Here is a 14,814-nt window from a genome sequence, read left to right on the forward strand (position 1 = left end):
GGGTCAGTTCAGCCAGGACTCCACGCGGGTCACCGCCTTGGTCGTGAACGCGTTGACGACGTCGGGCTCGGCTGACCAGCCGGCCTCCCAGCCTTTCTCGTAGAGCATGGTGACGACGTCGCCGATGCGTACCACCGAGACCAGTCGTACGTCCCGGCCGCCGGTCGGTTTTCCGTCGGGGTCGACGGTCGGGTAGGTCTCTTCGACCACGAGAGAGTCGTCGCCGTGTCGGGGCGCGGAGAGGAGCCGGTAGCGCCGTTCTGCCTGGGTCGGGCAGCCGGCCACCGCCGCGCGCAGCTCGTCCAGGAAGCGGGCCGCCTGGTCCGGCTCGTACACGGTGATGGACTGCCGGAACGTGCCGTCCGGCACTTGGCCGTCCTGGCGCTGTTCGGCCCAGTAGGTGATCAGGCGGGTGCGGCGGACCGCGATGGCGTCGTCGCTGTCGAAGGTGGCGTCGCACAGCTTCGGCAGGACCGGTTCGCCGTCCAGGTTCTCCACGGGAACGTCGCCGTTGGTGTCGGTGATCTGCAGAAACGCGCTGTTGGGGACGCTCTTGGGCGGTGTGCGGCGGGGCGGGGTCGTCGTTGTGGTGGACGGTGCGGCCGTGGGGGCCGTAGCGGACGGTGTCGGCGGTGGTGGCGAGGTGGCCGGGGAGCGGGGCTCGGGGTGGTGCCGGGAATCGGCGCGGGCGCGTCGGCGCGGAAGACCCACTGCGTTCCGGCGACCGCGACGCCGACCGCCGCCGCGGCGGCGGCGAGGGTCGTCGCGACCCGGATCCGGCCGCGCCGGTCGGCGCGGGACCGCAGGGCGCCTGGTGTCGTGAGTGCCACGGTGTCCGCCTCCTGTGCCAGGGCCGTGTACGCCCGCTCGAGGTCATTCATCGTCGTCTCCCTCCCGGGCGCCGCCCGCCGGTGTACCGGCGAGTGCTTCGGCCAGCCCGGCCCGGCCGCGCGACAGCCAGGACTTCACGGTGCCGACGGCCACCCCGGTCTCCAGGGCGATCTCGGCGATCGGTAGGTCGAACAGGTAGTGCAGGGCCAGCGCCTGTCGCTGGGCAGCGGGCAGGCGGCGCAGCGCGGCGACGACGAGGACGGTGTCCTCGTTGGGTGGCCGGACCGGTTCGGGCGGGCCGGACCGCAGCAGCGCCGCCTGCCAGCGGCCCAGCCGCCGCCATCGGTCCACGGCCAGCCGGGTGACGACCAGCCGTACCCAGGACTCCGGGCTGGGATGGTCGGCGACGGTGCGCCACCGCTGCCACGCCCGCGTGTACGCCTCCTGAACCAGGTCCTGCGCCTCGGCGAGGTCGCCGACGATCGCATACCCGTACCGCATCAAGCGCGTCGACGTGCTGCGGTAGAACTCGTCGAAGCTGTACGCGTCCCGCATCTCGGCCCCGCCCCTCCCGTGCCCCTGAGATGGTTACGCCTGGCGTCACCACAAGGTTGCGGCGGCGGCGGACCGCTGCGAGCGGTCAGCGCACGAGCGCCTCCGCGGTGCCGGTGTCGGTCAGCAGGACGTTGACCCATGCGCCGGTGAGGGCCGCGTGGATGGCGGCGTGTTTGCTCTCGCCGCCCGCGATGCCGATCCGGCGCGGGATCCGGCGCAGCGTCTCGGCGTCGATGCCCACGACGCGGTCGTCGAGGTCGCTGTGTACGAGGGTGCCGGTGGCGTCGAAGTACCGCTGGCACACGTCGCCGACCGCGCCGGCGGCGAGGAGCTTGTCCTGCTCGGCCGGGTCGACGGCGTTGCCGCTGGCCCGGAGCAGCGGCGATGGTGGCAGGCTGCCGATGCCGACGAGGGCCATGGTGAGGCGGCTCCACGCGGCGGCCACCGATTCCATGGCGGGGTCGCTGAGCAGGCTGTCCCGGATGCTCTTCTTGCCCACCAGGCCGGGCGCCGGTACGAACATGGGTGTGGCGCCGACGAGCCGGGCCATTTCGGTGAGCAGGCGGTTGCCCTGGGTCTGTGCCGAGGGGTCGCCGAGTCCGCCGACGAGCTGGATCACGCTCTCGGCGCCGGGCAGGCGGAACGGGTGCATGCGGTCGACGGCGGCGAGCAGTGTCTGGCTCCAGCTGGAGATGCCGACGCGTTCGCCGCCGGTCAGCGTGGTTTCGAGGTACGAGGCGCCGGCCGAGCCGAGGCCGGTGGCGATGTCCAGGTGGCTGCCCTGCACGTCGACGACGACCGCCTCGGCCAGCCCGTACGTGGTTTCCAGGGCTTCCTCGAGGTCGGTGTGCAGACCGGGGCGACGGCTACCACGGTGCGAACGATGCCCAACTCGGCGGCGCGCTTAAGGAGGCGGGAGACCCTGGTCTGAGAGAGATGCAGGGTCTCGGCGATCTCGACCTGGCGGATGCCGCGCTCGTGGTACATCCGCGCGACTTTGGTGATGAGCCGGATCTGCCCGTCTGTCGCAGTCGGGGTCACGCCCCGAGCCGCTGATGCCATGTGGAGCTCTCCTGACAACAGGTGACAACCGCTTTCCGCGGATCCATCCTGCCATCCAGCGAATAAAATTGCGCACACCCGTTCGTCATGCCGGGCGGTACCTGGTGCGGCTCACCTCGCCGGCCCAGCGGCTCCGCCGGCTGCGCCGGTCGGTTTCGTCCAGCTTGGGGTGGTAGCTGGCGCCGCCGTCGTGGGACGGCCACGAGTCGCTCCGGCCGAGGCTGGCCCAGGCGAGGCGGGCGGCACCGAGCGCGGACACCTCCGCGACCTCGCCGACTCGTACCTCCCGGCCCAGCATGTCGGCCTGCGTCTGGACGACCAGGGCGGAGGCGGTCGCGCCGCCATCGGCCCGGAACACCCGCAGCCGCCCGGCCCGGTCCTCGATCACGTCGACGATGTCGCAGATCTGGTGCGCGACGCAGTCGACCGCGGCGCGGGCTATGTGGGCGCGCTGCGTTCCTTCCCCCATGCCGGACAGCAGTGCTTGGGTCTGCCGGTCCCAGTGCGGGGCGCCGAGGCCGGCGAAGGCGGGCACCAGCGTGACTCCGGCGCTGTCCGGCACCGTCTCGGCCAGGTCGACGAGGTCGGCGACGCTGCCGCCGGTGAGGATGTCCGCCGCCCAGGCGAGGGCGGCGCCGGAGGACAGGATGTTGCCTTCCAAGGCGTACGTGGGCGAGCCGCCGGCCACCCAGGCCAGGGTGGTCGGCACGGACGACTCGGTGGTCGACAGCGCGTCGAGCGGGGCCATCACCGAGGAACCGGTGCCGTAGGTCGCCTTGGCCGTGCCGGCGGTGGTGCACCCGTGCCCGTACAGGGCGGCGTGCGAGTCGGCCAGGACGGCCAGGATCGGGGTGCCGTCCGGCACGGCGGGGACGCCCGCGACCGCGCCGAAGCGGGCGTCGGAGGCGACCGCCCGGGGGAGCGCGCCGCGGGGCACGCCGAAGATGTCGAGGAGATCGCCGTCCCAGTCCAGGCTGGCGATGTCGTACAGCAGGGTGCGCGAGGCGTTGCCCGCCTCGCACAGGTGTGCCGCGCCACCGGTCAGGCGCCAGAGCAGCCACGAGTCGATCGTGCCCAACCGGACGTCCTCGATCGGGACGCCGGCGGGTCGATGATCGAGCAGCCACCGCATCTTCGGGGCGGAGAACATCGGGTCGACCCGCAGCCCGGTGCGGGCGCGGACCAGGTGCCGGGCCTGCGCGTCGACGCCGTCCGCGCACCATCCCGCGGTGCGCCGGTCCTGCCAGCCGATCACCGGCCCGAGCGCGCCGCCCGTGCTGGCCCGCCAGCCCACGACGGACTCGCGCTGGGTGGACAGCGCGATGCCGGCGAGGTCGGCGTCGGGCGCTCCGCGCCGGCAGGCGGTCACCGCCTCCACCACGCTCACCCAGATCCGCTCCGGGTCCTGCTCGACCCAGCCGGGCCGCGGCGAGGAGACGCCGACGGGCGCCGCGCCGGTGCCGACCACCCGACCGTCCGCGCGTACAAGTAGCGCCTTCGTGTTGGTCGTCCCTTGGTCGATCGCGAGGATGACCTGGTCTTTCGCGGCTGCGCCCACAGCGCCTCCTTCTCGGCGATCTTAAGTGACCGGGTCGGAACGAGGGGTTGACTAGAATTGCGTTACCGATAGATTATGCGCTGGGAAGCCGACGAGTCCACCCCCACTGGGAGCGTCAATGCAGCCGACACGGCGACGCCGCGTGATCATCGACACCGACGCCAAGAACGAGGCGGACGACCAGTTCGCCATCGTGCACGCGTTGCTGTCTTCGTCGCTGGACGTGCGCGGCCTGATCGCCGCGCACTTCGGGACCCGCCGCACCACCCGCAGCATGGAGGAGTCCCGGGAGGAGATCGACCGCCTGCTCGACCTCATGGACCTGCGGGGAAAGGTCACCGTGGCCAACGGCGCGGCGACCGCGATCCCCGACGAGCGGACCCCCCAGGACAGCCCCGGGGCACGGCTGATCCTGGCGGAAAGCAAGCTCGCCTCGCCGCAGGACCCGCTCTACGTCGCCTTCCTCGGGCCGCTGACCGACATGGCGGCGGCGATCCTGCTCGACCCGGACATCGTCCAGCGGCCCGTCGTGGTCATCTGGATCGGTGGCGTCGGCTACGGCGTCCAGACGTACCCCGGCGTCGAGTTCAACCTCAGCAACGACATCGACGCCGCCAACGTCGTGTTCAGCTCGGGCATCACGCTGTGGCAGGTGCCCAGCAACGTGTACGCGCAGGTCTCCGTCGGCTACGCCGAGCTGGCGGAGAGGATCGGCGGCACCAGCGCGCTCGCCGACTACCTGATCCGCCAGTTGGTCGAATGGAACGCGACCTATCACCCCGAACCCATCGAGTCCCGCTCCCTCGGCGACTCACCGGCCGTCTCGCTGATGCTGTACCCCAACGGCGGCACCTTCCGGGTCAGGCCCGCACCGCGCTTCGGGCGCGAAGGGCACCACGTGCCCGGCACCGGGCACCCGATCCGCGTCACCGAATCCGTCGACGTCCGGTTCCTCATCGAGGACATGTTCGCCAAGATCCGCCGCTTCGGGCGCGGCCGGCCCTGACCACGCCCGCATTCCGCAACCCCTCCGAACGTCCCCCACGAAGCAGACGAAGGAGACGGCAATGACCGGAACGACGTACACCCGCCGAGGCATCCTCGGCATGACCGGCCTGGTCCTCAGCGCGGCCGGTCTGAGCGCCTGCACCGGTGTCTCCGACGACGACTCCGGCAGTGGCTCCAGCGGCGGATCGAACAAGCTGCGCGTGTTCACCTACGAAGACAACGCCACGATCGGTCTGCTCAAGGAGCAGGTGGCCAAGTTCGACCAGCAGAACGGCACCACCACGACCGTCGACAGCCTGCCCGGCTCCGGCGCGGCCGTGTACCCGGACAAGCTGCGCACCGAGCTGCTCGGCGGCGCCGGCCCGGACATCTGGCGCATCTGGGGCGGCCAGATCGGCGCCCCGTACGCCAAGGCGAAGCAGGCCGCCGACCTCGCGCCGTACTACGCCAAGTACAGCTGGGACAGCAAGATAAACCAGAACGCCATCGCCGGTATGACGTTCGACGGCGTCAAGAGCGGCCTGCCGTTCTTCGTCGCGGGCGTCGGCGTCTGGTACAACAAGGCCGCCTTCGCCAAGGCCGGCGTGAGCGTGCCGACGTCGTACGCCGAGCTCGAAGAGGCGAACGACAAGCTGGTCGCGGCCGGCGTCACACCCTGCGGCGTGGCCGGCAAGTACGGCTGGGACATCATGCGGCTCTTCGAGTACCTGCTGGAGCAGTCCGCCGGGCCCGAGCTGCACGACAAGCTGCTCTCCGGCGCGGAGAGCTGGGACCGTCCGGAGGTGGTGACGGCCTTCGCCAACTTCAAGAAGTGGCAGGACAAGAAGTGGCTGCCGGACGGTGCGCTCGGCCTCGACCCGGCCGACGTCGAGCCGATGTACGTGCAGGGCAAGACCGCGTACACCATCACCGGTCAGTGGACCGAGGCCGTCGCGATCCAGACCGCCAACAAGCCGTCGGCGGAGTTCGGCACGTTCCAGCTGCCCACCGGCCACACCCCGCTGCGCCACTCCGGGTTCGTCGAGGGCTACATGATCAACGCGAAGAGCGGCAACAAGGACAAGGCCGCCGCCCTGCTCGACCACCTGGTGCAGCCGGACACCCAGAAGGCGTTGGGAAACACCGGTTCCACGGTCGCCGGCGCCGAGCCGGACAAGGCCAAGCTGCCCCTGTCGTACCAGTGGACGGAGATCGCCAAGCAGAGCCCGTTCTACACGATCCAGGACCAGGCGTTCCCGAAGCAGCAATCGGACCAGTACTTCAGCGTGCAGAGCGACCTGCTGCAGGGCAAGCTGGCGCCGGCCGACGCGGCGAAGCGGATGCAGGACATCGTCTCCGCGTGGGCGAAGACCAAGTAGTCCCGCGATGGCGACCGCAACGGCCTCCCTTGCCGTCCGGAAAAAGAAGAAGTACGGCGGGCTCACGCCGTGGGTCTTCGCGCTCCCAGGGCTGGCCGTCTACATCGCCTTCCTGGTGTACCCCTCGCTCTCGTCGCTGTTCTTCAGCCTGACCGACTGGGACGGCCTGAGCGCCGGCTACCACGTGGTCGGGCTGGAGAACTACCGCGCCATGGCCGAGGATCCCGTGGTCACCCGGGCGGCGCTCAACAATCTCATTTGGACAGTGGTGACCATCACCGTCCCGATGGTCCTCGGCCTGACCCTCGCGGTCCTGTTGAACGGCAAGGCCCGCGGCAAGCCGCTGCTGCGGATGCTGTTCTACACGCCGGGCGTGCTGCCGCTGGTGTCGATCGCCTCGATCTGGGGCTGGCTCTACAACCCGGACTACGGGGCCGTCAACGCCGCGCTGCGCGCCATCGGCCTCGACGGCCTGACGCAGCCGTGGCTCGGGCAGAACTCGACCGCGCTGGCCGCGGTGATGGTGCCGGCGATCTGGCTGCGCACCGGGTTTCCCATGCTGCTCTACCTGGCCGCCCTGCAGGCGATCCCGCGGGAGCAGTACGAGGCCGCCACCGCGGACGGGGCCACCCGGTCGCAGCGGTTCTGGCACATCACCATGCCCAACCTGCGGCCGGCCCACTACATCGTGCTGGCGCTGTCGCTGATCGACTCGTTCAAGGTCTTCGACCTCATCTACGCCACCACCTACGGCGGGCCGGGCACAGCGACGCAGGTCATGGGGACGTGGATGTACTTCAACGTCTTCCAGTACTACCACGCCGGCTACGGCACCGCGATCGCCGTCGTCATCACCCTCGTGGCCGTCGCCGCCGGCATCCCGTACGTGCTGTCCCAAACCAAGGAGCGCGACTCGTGAGCGGGCTCCGCAAAGGGGGAATCGGCACCACCGTCGTGCTGGCCGCCGGCGCGCTCGTCTGGATCTCGCCGCTGGCCCTGCTGGTCGTCACCAGCCTCCGGCCGCTGTCCGACTTCATCGGCACCGGGCCGCTGGCCTGGCCCGAGCACTTCACCTGGGCCAACTTCAGCGAGGCGTGGCGGGTCGGCAACTTCGCCACGACGTACCGCAACAGCGCGATCCTGCTGGCGCTGAAGGTGCCGGTCGGCGTCCTGCTCTCCGCCATGCTGGCGTACGCGCTGGCGAAGCTGCGGATCCGCTTCCGCCGCACCATCATGTTCGGCGTCTTTCTCGGCCTGACGATCCCGATCTACATCACGATCGTGCCGGTGTTCATCATGCTGCGCGGCATGGGCGCCACCGACAGCCTGCTCGGGCTCGTCGGGCCGTACCTGGCCTTCGGCATCCCGTTCGAGGTGCTGGTGTTGCAGTCGTTCTTCCGGCAGTTGCCCGACGAGCTGATCGAAGCCGCGAAGATCGATGGAGCCGGTGCGTGGCGGATCTTCTGGACCCTCATCCTGCCGCTGTCGCTACCGGCTCTCGTCACCGTCGCGATCCTCGACGCCGTCGCCACGTGGAACGAGTTCCTCTTCGCCCTCATCGTCCTCAACTCCGACGCCAACAAGACCATCCCGGTCGGACTGCTCAACTTCCAGGGCCAGTTCGCCAACAACAACACGGGTCTGGCCGCCGGCATCCTCATCGCCGTCGTGCCGATCCTGCTCGCCTACGTCGTACTGCAACGGTGGATCGTCGGCGGCCTCACCGCCGGCGCCACCAAAGGCTGACCCGCCCGACCCGTACCAGAATGGAGTCCGAATCATGAGTAACCCGCCGGTCTTCGGCGCTGGCATCTGGCACTTCGCCACCTACAAGGACCGCTATGCCACCGAAGGCTACGGGCCGCCCGTCGGCCTCCTCGAACAGATCGACCGCGCCGGCGCCGTCGGCGACCTGGCCGTCGTCGACCTCAACTGGCCGTTCGCCGGCTTCGACGGCACGCTCGACGACGTCCGGGCGGCGCTGGAACGCAACGGGCTGCGCGCCGTGGCGATCACCCCGGAGATCTACAACCGCGACTTCGTCAAGGGCTCCATCACCAACCCCGACCCGGCCGTACGGGCGCACGCGCTGCGGCTGCTCAACGACGCCACCGAACTGGCCAAGCAGCTCGGCTGCGACTACGTCAAACTCTGGTTCGGCCAGGACGGCTGGGACTACCCGTTCCAGGTCAACTACCGGGACATCTGGCAGAGCGCCATCGCCGGGCTCCGCGAGCTCACCTCGGCCCACCCCGACATCCGGTTCGTCATCGAGTACAAGCCACGCGAACCCCGCAACCGGATCATCTTCCCCAACGCCGCCCGCACCCTGCTGGCGATCCAGCAGGTCGGGGTGGACAACCTCGGCGTCCTGCTCGACTTCGGCCATTCGCTGTACGGGCAGGAAACCCCTGCCGACGCCGCCCAACTGTGTATCGACGCCGGCCGGCTGTTCGCCATCGACGTCAACGACAACTTCCGCGGCTGGGACGACGACATGGTGGTCGGCTCGGTGCACCTGGTGGAGACGTTCGAGTTCTTCCACACCCTGCGCCGCAACAACTGGGACGGCGTGTGGCAGCTCGACCAGTTCCCGTTCCGGGAAGACAGCGTGACCGCCGCGAAGGACGCGATCCGCTTCCTCAAGGCGCTCCACCGGGCGCTGGACACATTGGACGAAAAGGCGCTCGCGGCCGCCCAGGCCGACCACGATGCCCTCGCCGCGCGGCGCCTGGTACAGCGAGCCCTGCTGACGTCCATGGTGGACGACGCGGAGGTGGACGCGTGACCGCGCTGGCCGCCGAACACGTCACGCTGCCCGTCTTCGGCCGGCTGAGCCCGCTTGCCAGCCGGGCCGACCAGGTCGTGCACATCGCCGAGGCGGCGCGGCAGATCCGCATCCAGGACCTGAAGCTCGTGCACTACGCGGGCGCCGGCCACATCGGCGGTGACCTGTCCGCCATCGACATCCTCGCCACCTTGTACGGTGCGGTTCTCAACGTCACACCAGACACTGTGGACGACCCGGAACGGGACCGCTTCATCCTCTCCAAGGGGCACGTGGCCGGCATCCTCTACACGACCCTCGCCGCCTTCGGGTTCCTTCCCGTCGCGGAGCTCGCCACGTTCCTCAAACCGCTGTCGGCGCTCAACGGACACCCCAACCGGCGCAAGGTCCCCGGCGTCGAGGCCAGCACCGGCCCACTGGGGCACGGCCTGCCGATCGCGGTCGGGCATGCCCTGTCCGCCAAGCTGGACGTCTCGCGGCGCCGGACGTACGTGCTGGTCGGCGACGGCGAACTGCAGGAAGGCAGCAACTGGGAGGCGATGATGGCGGCCTCCCACCACGAACTCGACCGGCTCACCGTCATCGTCGACCGCAACCGGCTTCAGCAGGGCGCGACCGTCCGCGAGACCAACGACCTGGAGGCACTGGACCAGAAGGCCGCGGCGTTCGGCTTCGCGGTCGTCGAAGTCAACGGGCACGACCACGGCGAGCTACTCGACGTGCTCTCGTCGATCCCGTTCCGTCCGGGCAAACCGACCTTCGTCATCGCCCACACCCACAAAGGCCACCCGATCTCCTTCATGAGCAACAACGCGGTGTGGCACCACCGCGTGCCCAACCCGGACGAACTGCAACGGGCGCTGAACGAACTGGGAGCAACTGCATGACTCGGACCCTCTCGGCGGCGGAGCACTCGCTGTCCGACCGGCCGCGCTTCGACTGCCGCAACGCCTACGTCGACACCCTGGTCGAACTCGCCGGCGCCGACCACCGGATCGTCGGAGTGGTCAACGACTCCGTCGGGTCCAGCAAGCTCGAGGCGTTCAAGAAAGCCTTTCCCGACCGGTTGATCAACGTAGGCATCGCCGAACAGGACATGGTCGGCGTCGCCGCCGGCCTGGCCAACGGCGGCCGCATCCCGTTCGTCTCCGCGGCCTCCTGCTTTCTCACCGCGCGGGCCATGGAGCAGATCAAGGCGGACGTCGCCTACTCCGACCGCAACGTGAAGCTGTGCGGCATGAGCCCCGGCATGGCGTACGGGGAGCTCGGCCCCACCCACCACTCCATTGAGGACATCGCCTGGCTGCGCGCCATCGACAACATCGTGGTTGTCGTGCCCGCCGATCCGATCGAGACCGCCGCGGCCATGCGGTGGGCGGCGGCCACCGAGGGTCCGGTGTTCATCCGGGTCAGCCGGATGAGCGTGCCGCAGATCTACGCCGACGACTACACCTTCCAGCCCGGCAAGGCGATCACCGTACGCGCCGGCGACGACGTGACAATCATCAGCAACGGCACCGTCCTCTGGCGGGCGCTGGTCGCCGCCGAGCAACTGGCCGCGGACGGGATCAGCGCCCGGGTGATCTCCATGCCCACCGTCAAACCCCTCGACGTCGACGCGGTCGTCGCCGCTGCCGGGGAGACCCGGGCATCGTCACCGCCGAGGAGGCCACCGCGGCCGGCGCGCTCGGCGGCGCGGTGGCCGAGGCCGTCGTGCAGCACCACCCGGTACGGATGAAGATCCTGGGCGTACCCGAGTTCGCACCCACCGGTTCCGCCGGCTACCTGCTCGATCGTTACGGCATGTCCCCGGTGGAATCGCTGAGGCCGCCCGCACGCTCCTGACCTAAGGCCGGGGTCCGAGCAGAGCGGCGAGCTCGGTGTCGACGACTTCGGCGGTGTAGGGGCGGTGTCCGGGGTGATCGGGCGCAGCAGGCCGAACACCTCCATGGACACCAGACCGTGCAGGCGCACGAACAGGTCGAGCCAGACGGCGAGGACCTCCGTCGGCACCTGCTGTCCATGTCGGTTGGACCAGGTCTCGAGCTGTTCGGCGGTGCCCGGTGACAGGCGGGCGGCGCGCCGGTGCAGCGTGTCGGGGTCGAGGCGGCCTTCGGCGTAGGCGCGGGCGAGCAGTCCGAGGGCGAACCGGCCGATGCGGCTGCCGGCGCGCACGGTGTCTTCCGGCGGCGCGACGTAGCCGGGGACGGGTGTGCCGTAGGCGAGCCCGAACTCGGCTGGGTGGGCCACCGCCCAGGCCCGGTACGCGTGCCAGACCCCACGCAGCGCCTCCCCGACGTCATCGTGCGCGCCGCCGGCTTCGACGGCGTCGGCGTGCTCGTCGAACGCGGCGACGATGAGGTCGGTCAGCAGCTCGTCGCGGCTCGGGAAGTAGCGGTAGAGGGCGGAAACGGCGATCCCGACGTCGCGGGCGACGGCGCGCAGGGACAGGCCGGCGGCGCCGGAGCGGCGCAGTTCGCCGAGGGCAGCGGTGCGGATGGCGGCGAGCAGCTCCTGTCGGCGGCGGGCCCGCAGGCCGGTGGAGGCGGTCGTCATCCCGCCATGATCCCACAAAACGAGAACACTGTTCTTGACAGGTCGAGAACAGAGAACGATGCTCTTAACGAGAGCACCGTTCTCTATTCTGTCCGACCTTCTCGGGAGTCCCGCCATGACGACCACCGCCGCACCGACGACGGCACCGACCGCCGTCCGCGACCTGTTCACCAACCGCTGGCTGCTGCTGTTCCTCGCCGCCTGGGCGGCCGGCACCGTCTACATCTTCACGACCGACCGGTCCGTGCTGCCGCTCAGCGACCAAGAGCCGAGCGGGTACTTCTCCGGCATCGCCGGCGGCATAGTCGGCATGGCGTTCCTGTTCCTCCTCGCGCGGCGCCGCGCACCGCTCGACCACCGCAACGCCCCCGACTTCCGCAACCCCGGCAAGGAGACCGCCGGCCTGCTGGCCTGGATGGCGGCGGTCCTGGCGGTCGGCAGCGTGTTCGACATCCGCACGCACATCGCGTTCGTCGGGCTCGCCCCCGGCGCGCAGGCCGTCTGGGACCAGCAGACCCCGGCGACCACCCTCACCTGGGCGATCTTCAACTTCGTAACCCTCGCGGTGCTGCCGTACTGGTTCTTCCGTTACCGGCTGGGCTACCGCCCGGACAGCATGCTGCTGCGGTTCGACCGGCCGAAAGTATGGGTGCCGTTCTTCATCCTCGTCGGGCTCCCGCCGATCCTCTTCGTCGCCACCCCGGAGTACTACTCGACCTCCGTCACCGGGCACGCGCTGACCCTCGTGCTGTTCACCCTCGGGTCGTTCCTGCCCATCATGATCACAACCCAGTCACTGCTGACCCCGCGGCTGTCGGTCCTGGCCCGGTCGTGGGTGACCGGATCGGTCCTGTCCGCCCTCGCGTACGGCGCCCTCAACATCACCGAGGCGTTCCTCGCGTGGGATTCGCCCGCGCGGGCCGCGTTGTCCCTCGCATGGTTCATGCAGGTCGCGTTCTGGGGTCTTGCGAAGGCCGTCACGACGCTGCGGACCGGCAACGCCTGGCTGCACATCGCGACCACCCATACCATCCACCTCGCCGAGGCCCCAGCCGTCGCAACCACCTTCGACCTGCGATGACGGCGACCCTGCTGGCCCACGCCGGGCACGTCGCACCCCACGGCGGCACCGAGGCGTTCATCGGGGTCGCGCTGCTGCTCGTGGGCGCGGCGGCGGCACTGTGGCGGGCCCGCCGACCAGACAGCTAACCGGCCGCGCCCGCGCTGGCAGCGTCCCGGATCGATTTGCGCAGGGCGGGGCCGATCGGTCCGCTGAGCTCGGTGAGTTCCCGGATGCGACGTTTGTTGGCGCGTTTGGTCCTACGGTCGAGGACGAGATTGAGGTTTCCGGCGGCAACGATGGCCACGAGTGCGGCGTCGGCGGGGTCGGTTCTGCCAATGGGTTTCTTCAGGGCGCCGTTGACCCGGCCGAGGAGTTCCTTGCGGACGCGGGGGTCGCGGATGGTCACCTTGGTCGTGGGGAACAGCCCGAGGATTCGGTGGGGTTGGAGGCGGGCCCAGCCGCCGTCACCGAGCTGCTGGCGTACCGCGCGGACGGCGGCGCGCTGACGGCGGTCGACCCAGGACTGCCATTTGCGTGGCTTGGAGCCGGCGATCTCTTCGAGGAGCGCTTCGAGGACGGGATCGTGGCAGGGGTGCCGGACCTTGATGGCGGCGCGCCCACGTTCGTCGGTGAGTTTGCCGTTGAGGTAGAGGTCGGCGAGGGCAGCGGCGCGGAGCATGGCGCCGAGGTTGGTGCCCATGCCGACCTTGCCTTTGTCGGGGTTGTAGGCCAGCAGGAAGATGCGCTGGGGGAGGCTGTCGGGTACTTCCATGTCACTCTTCTTCCGGACCGGGTGTGGTGGGGGTCTGCCGGGTCCGCGCATCCGGCCGACTCCGCCGGGCAGGCGGCCGGCGTCGGCGAGGGCCTTGCGCAGCAGGTACTCGATCTGGGCGTTTGTGCTGCGAAGTTCGTCTGCGGCCCAGCGCGCGAGTGCGTCGTGCACGGCGGGATCGAGCCGGAAGAGGAGCTTCTTTCGCTCGGTAGCCATGTGCCTAGGAGTAGAGGGTGCCCGCGTTGACCACGGGCTGGGCGTCCCGGTCGCCGCACAGGACCACCAGCAGGTTGCTGACCATCGCGGCCTTACGTTCCTCGTCGAGGTCGACGACGTGGTTCTCGGCGAGGCGGACCAGTGCCATTTCCACCATGCCCACCGCGCCGTCGACGATGCGGGTACGGGCCGCGACAATGGCGTTCGCCTGCTGCCTGCGGAGCATGGCGTGGGCGATCTCGGGTGAGTAGGCGAGGCGGGTCAACCGGGATTCGATGATCTTCACTCCGGCGGCGGCGACACGCACACCGATCTCTTCCGACAGCCGGGCGGTGATCTCGTCGGCGTTGTCGCGCAGGGACATCTGGGCGGTGTCGTGCGAGTCGTAGGAGTAGCTGTTGGCGATGTGCCGTACGGCGGTCTCGGTCTGGATGGCGACGAACTCGATGAAGTCGTCGACCTCGAAGACGGCGCGGGCGGTGTCCTCGACCTGCCAGACGACGACCGCGGCGATCTCGATGGGGTTGCCGTCGGCATCGTTGACCTTGAGTACGTCGGTCTCGTGGTTGCGGATGCGGGTGGAGACCTTGCGCCTGGCGGTGAGCGGGTTGACCCAGCGGAGTCCGTCGGTGCGGACGGTTCCGGTGTAGCGGCCGAGGAGCTGAAGGACGCGGGCTTCGCCGGGTGCGACGGGGGTCAGACCAGCCGAGGCGATCAGGGCGGCCAGTCCAAACAGGAGGCTGAGGACGATGAGGCTCACCACGGCTGTGGAGTCGTCCTGCTGCACGCCGATGATGAAGGTGATGACGCTAAGGAGGATCACCAGGATGGACAGGGCGAGGACCGGCCAGCCCGAGACGCCCCGGGCGATGCGCTCGCGTACCCGTGGGGTGGGCAGGTCGAGGTGTTCCGTCATGTGAGGCTCCTTCACCGCGATGATGTCTCGACACTATCAAAGTGATATCACTTTTCCAAGCGACCAAGCGCGCGCTTGGTCCATGCCGGGCGGGGAAATTGCGTGGCGTGCTGTGTTCAGGGCGGTTAGGT

16 protein-coding genes and 1 pseudogene are annotated in these 14,814 nt (G+C 69.7%); 9 read left to right on the forward strand and 8 right to left on the reverse strand.

Going from position 1 to position 14,814, the window contains the following annotated elements; translation table 11 throughout:
• Positions 1–3: 3 nt before the first annotated feature.
• The 5 genes from Prum_RS34415 to Prum_RS34430 all read right to left on the reverse strand — a co-directional run bounded on the left by Prum_RS34415 (position 4) and on the right by Prum_RS34430 (position 4,006).
• Entirely contained in the window at positions 4–711 is a 708-nt protein-coding gene (locus Prum_RS34415) for a hypothetical protein (RefSeq protein ID WP_173080376.1), read from the reverse strand.
• 162 nt (positions 712–873) lie between these two features.
• The gene (locus Prum_RS34420; protein WP_173080378.1) at positions 874–1,386 is read right to left on the reverse strand and encodes a SigE family RNA polymerase sigma factor; all 513 of its coding nucleotides are present in this window, start codon (positions 1,384–1,386) and stop codon (positions 874–876) included.
• A gap of 85 nt (positions 1,387–1,471) precedes the next feature.
• Positions 1,472–2,215 carry a sugar-binding transcriptional regulator gene (locus Prum_RS34425; protein ID WP_371871398.1) on the reverse strand — a complete coding sequence of 248 codons (744 nt, stop codon included), beginning with the start codon at positions 2,213–2,215 and terminating at the stop codon, positions 1,472–1,474.
• Positions 2,101–2,448, reverse strand: coding sequence for a winged helix-turn-helix transcriptional regulator (locus Prum_RS55310; RefSeq protein ID WP_218577471.1), 348 nt, complete (start codon positions 2,446–2,448; stop codon positions 2,101–2,103). The genes Prum_RS34425 and Prum_RS55310 overlap by 115 nt, the downstream gene beginning before the upstream one ends.
• A gap of 85 nt (positions 2,449–2,533) precedes the next feature.
• On the reverse strand, positions 2,534–4,006 hold the full coding sequence (locus Prum_RS34430; protein WP_173080380.1) for an FGGY family carbohydrate kinase: 1,473 nt from the start codon (positions 4,004–4,006) through the stop codon (positions 2,534–2,536).
• Between the two features lie 118 nt (positions 4,007–4,124).
• Here Prum_RS34430 and Prum_RS34435 point away from each other — a divergent pair, with 118 nt between their 5' ends.
• The 7 genes from Prum_RS34435 (at position 4,125) to Prum_RS52330 (ending at position 10,898) form a co-directional block, all read left to right on the forward strand.
• Complete coding sequence (locus Prum_RS34435) at positions 4,125–5,012, forward strand: nucleoside hydrolase (protein ID WP_173080382.1); 888 nt, start codon at positions 4,125–4,127, stop codon at positions 5,010–5,012.
• 61 nt (positions 5,013–5,073) lie between these two features.
• Positions 5,074–6,372, forward strand: coding sequence for an ABC transporter substrate-binding protein (locus tag Prum_RS34440; RefSeq protein WP_173080389.1), 1,299 nt, complete (start codon positions 5,074–5,076; stop codon positions 6,370–6,372).
• Positions 6,373–6,379: 7 nt separating this feature from the next.
• A complete protein-coding gene (locus tag Prum_RS34445) occupies positions 6,380–7,291 on the forward strand; it encodes a carbohydrate ABC transporter permease (RefSeq protein WP_173080391.1) in 912 nt (303 codons plus the stop codon).
• Positions 7,288–8,118: a carbohydrate ABC transporter permease gene (locus Prum_RS34450; RefSeq protein WP_173080393.1), complete on the forward strand. Its 831-nt coding sequence runs from the start codon at positions 7,288–7,290 to the stop codon at positions 8,116–8,118. The genes Prum_RS34445 and Prum_RS34450 overlap by 4 nt, the downstream gene beginning before the upstream one ends.
• Before the next feature lie 34 nt (positions 8,119–8,152).
• Positions 8,153–9,160, forward strand: a complete 1,008-nt coding sequence (locus Prum_RS34455; RefSeq protein ID WP_173080395.1) for a sugar phosphate isomerase/epimerase family protein — start codon at positions 8,153–8,155, stop codon at positions 9,158–9,160.
• Positions 9,157–10,047: a transketolase gene (locus Prum_RS34460; protein WP_218577472.1), complete on the forward strand. Its 891-nt coding sequence runs from the start codon at positions 9,157–9,159 to the stop codon at positions 10,045–10,047. Before Prum_RS34455 ends, Prum_RS34460 begins: the two co-directional genes overlap by 4 nt.
• On the forward strand, positions 10,044–10,898 hold the full coding sequence (locus tag Prum_RS52330) for a transketolase family protein (RefSeq protein WP_246278275.1): 855 nt from the start codon (positions 10,044–10,046) through the stop codon (positions 10,896–10,898). Before Prum_RS34460 ends, Prum_RS52330 begins: the two co-directional genes overlap by 4 nt.
• 182 nt (positions 10,899–11,080) lie before the next feature.
• On the opposite strand, the pseudogene Prum_RS52335 reads toward Prum_RS52330, so the two are convergent.
• Positions 11,081–11,833: pseudogene (locus tag Prum_RS52335) on the reverse strand (TetR/AcrR family transcriptional regulator); the annotation flags it as partial.
• On the opposite strand from Prum_RS52335, the gene Prum_RS34475 reads away from it, so the two are divergent.
• Together Prum_RS34475 and Prum_RS54005 are read left to right on the forward strand one after the other, a co-directional pair.
• On the forward strand, positions 11,832–12,797 hold the full coding sequence (locus tag Prum_RS34475) for a hypothetical protein (RefSeq protein ID WP_173080397.1): 966 nt from the start codon (positions 11,832–11,834) through the stop codon (positions 12,795–12,797). The pseudogene Prum_RS52335 and the gene Prum_RS34475 sit on opposite strands and share 2 nt — an antisense overlap.
• Entirely contained in the window at positions 12,794–12,925 is a 132-nt protein-coding gene (locus Prum_RS54005; RefSeq protein WP_281369072.1) for a hypothetical protein, read from the forward strand. Before Prum_RS34475 ends, Prum_RS54005 begins: the two co-directional genes overlap by 4 nt.
• On the opposite strand, the gene Prum_RS34480 is transcribed toward Prum_RS54005, so the two are convergent.
• Together Prum_RS34480 and Prum_RS34485 are read right to left on the reverse strand one after the other, a co-directional pair.
• The gene (locus tag Prum_RS34480; RefSeq protein ID WP_173080399.1) at positions 12,922–13,551 is read right to left on the reverse strand and encodes a GOLPH3/VPS74 family protein; all 630 of its coding nucleotides are present in this window, start codon (positions 13,549–13,551) and stop codon (positions 12,922–12,924) included. The two genes, Prum_RS54005 and Prum_RS34480, sit on opposite strands and share 4 nt — an antisense overlap.
• Before the next feature lie 220 nt (positions 13,552–13,771).
• On the reverse strand, positions 13,772–14,683 hold the full coding sequence (locus Prum_RS34485; RefSeq protein WP_173080401.1) for an SPFH domain-containing protein: 912 nt from the start codon (positions 14,681–14,683) through the stop codon (positions 13,772–13,774).
• Positions 14,684–14,814: the final 131 nt, after the last annotated feature.

This window comes from Phytohabitans rumicis (assembly GCF_011764445.1).
Taxonomy (GTDB): domain Bacteria; phylum Actinomycetota; class Actinomycetes; order Mycobacteriales; family Micromonosporaceae; genus Phytohabitans; species Phytohabitans rumicis.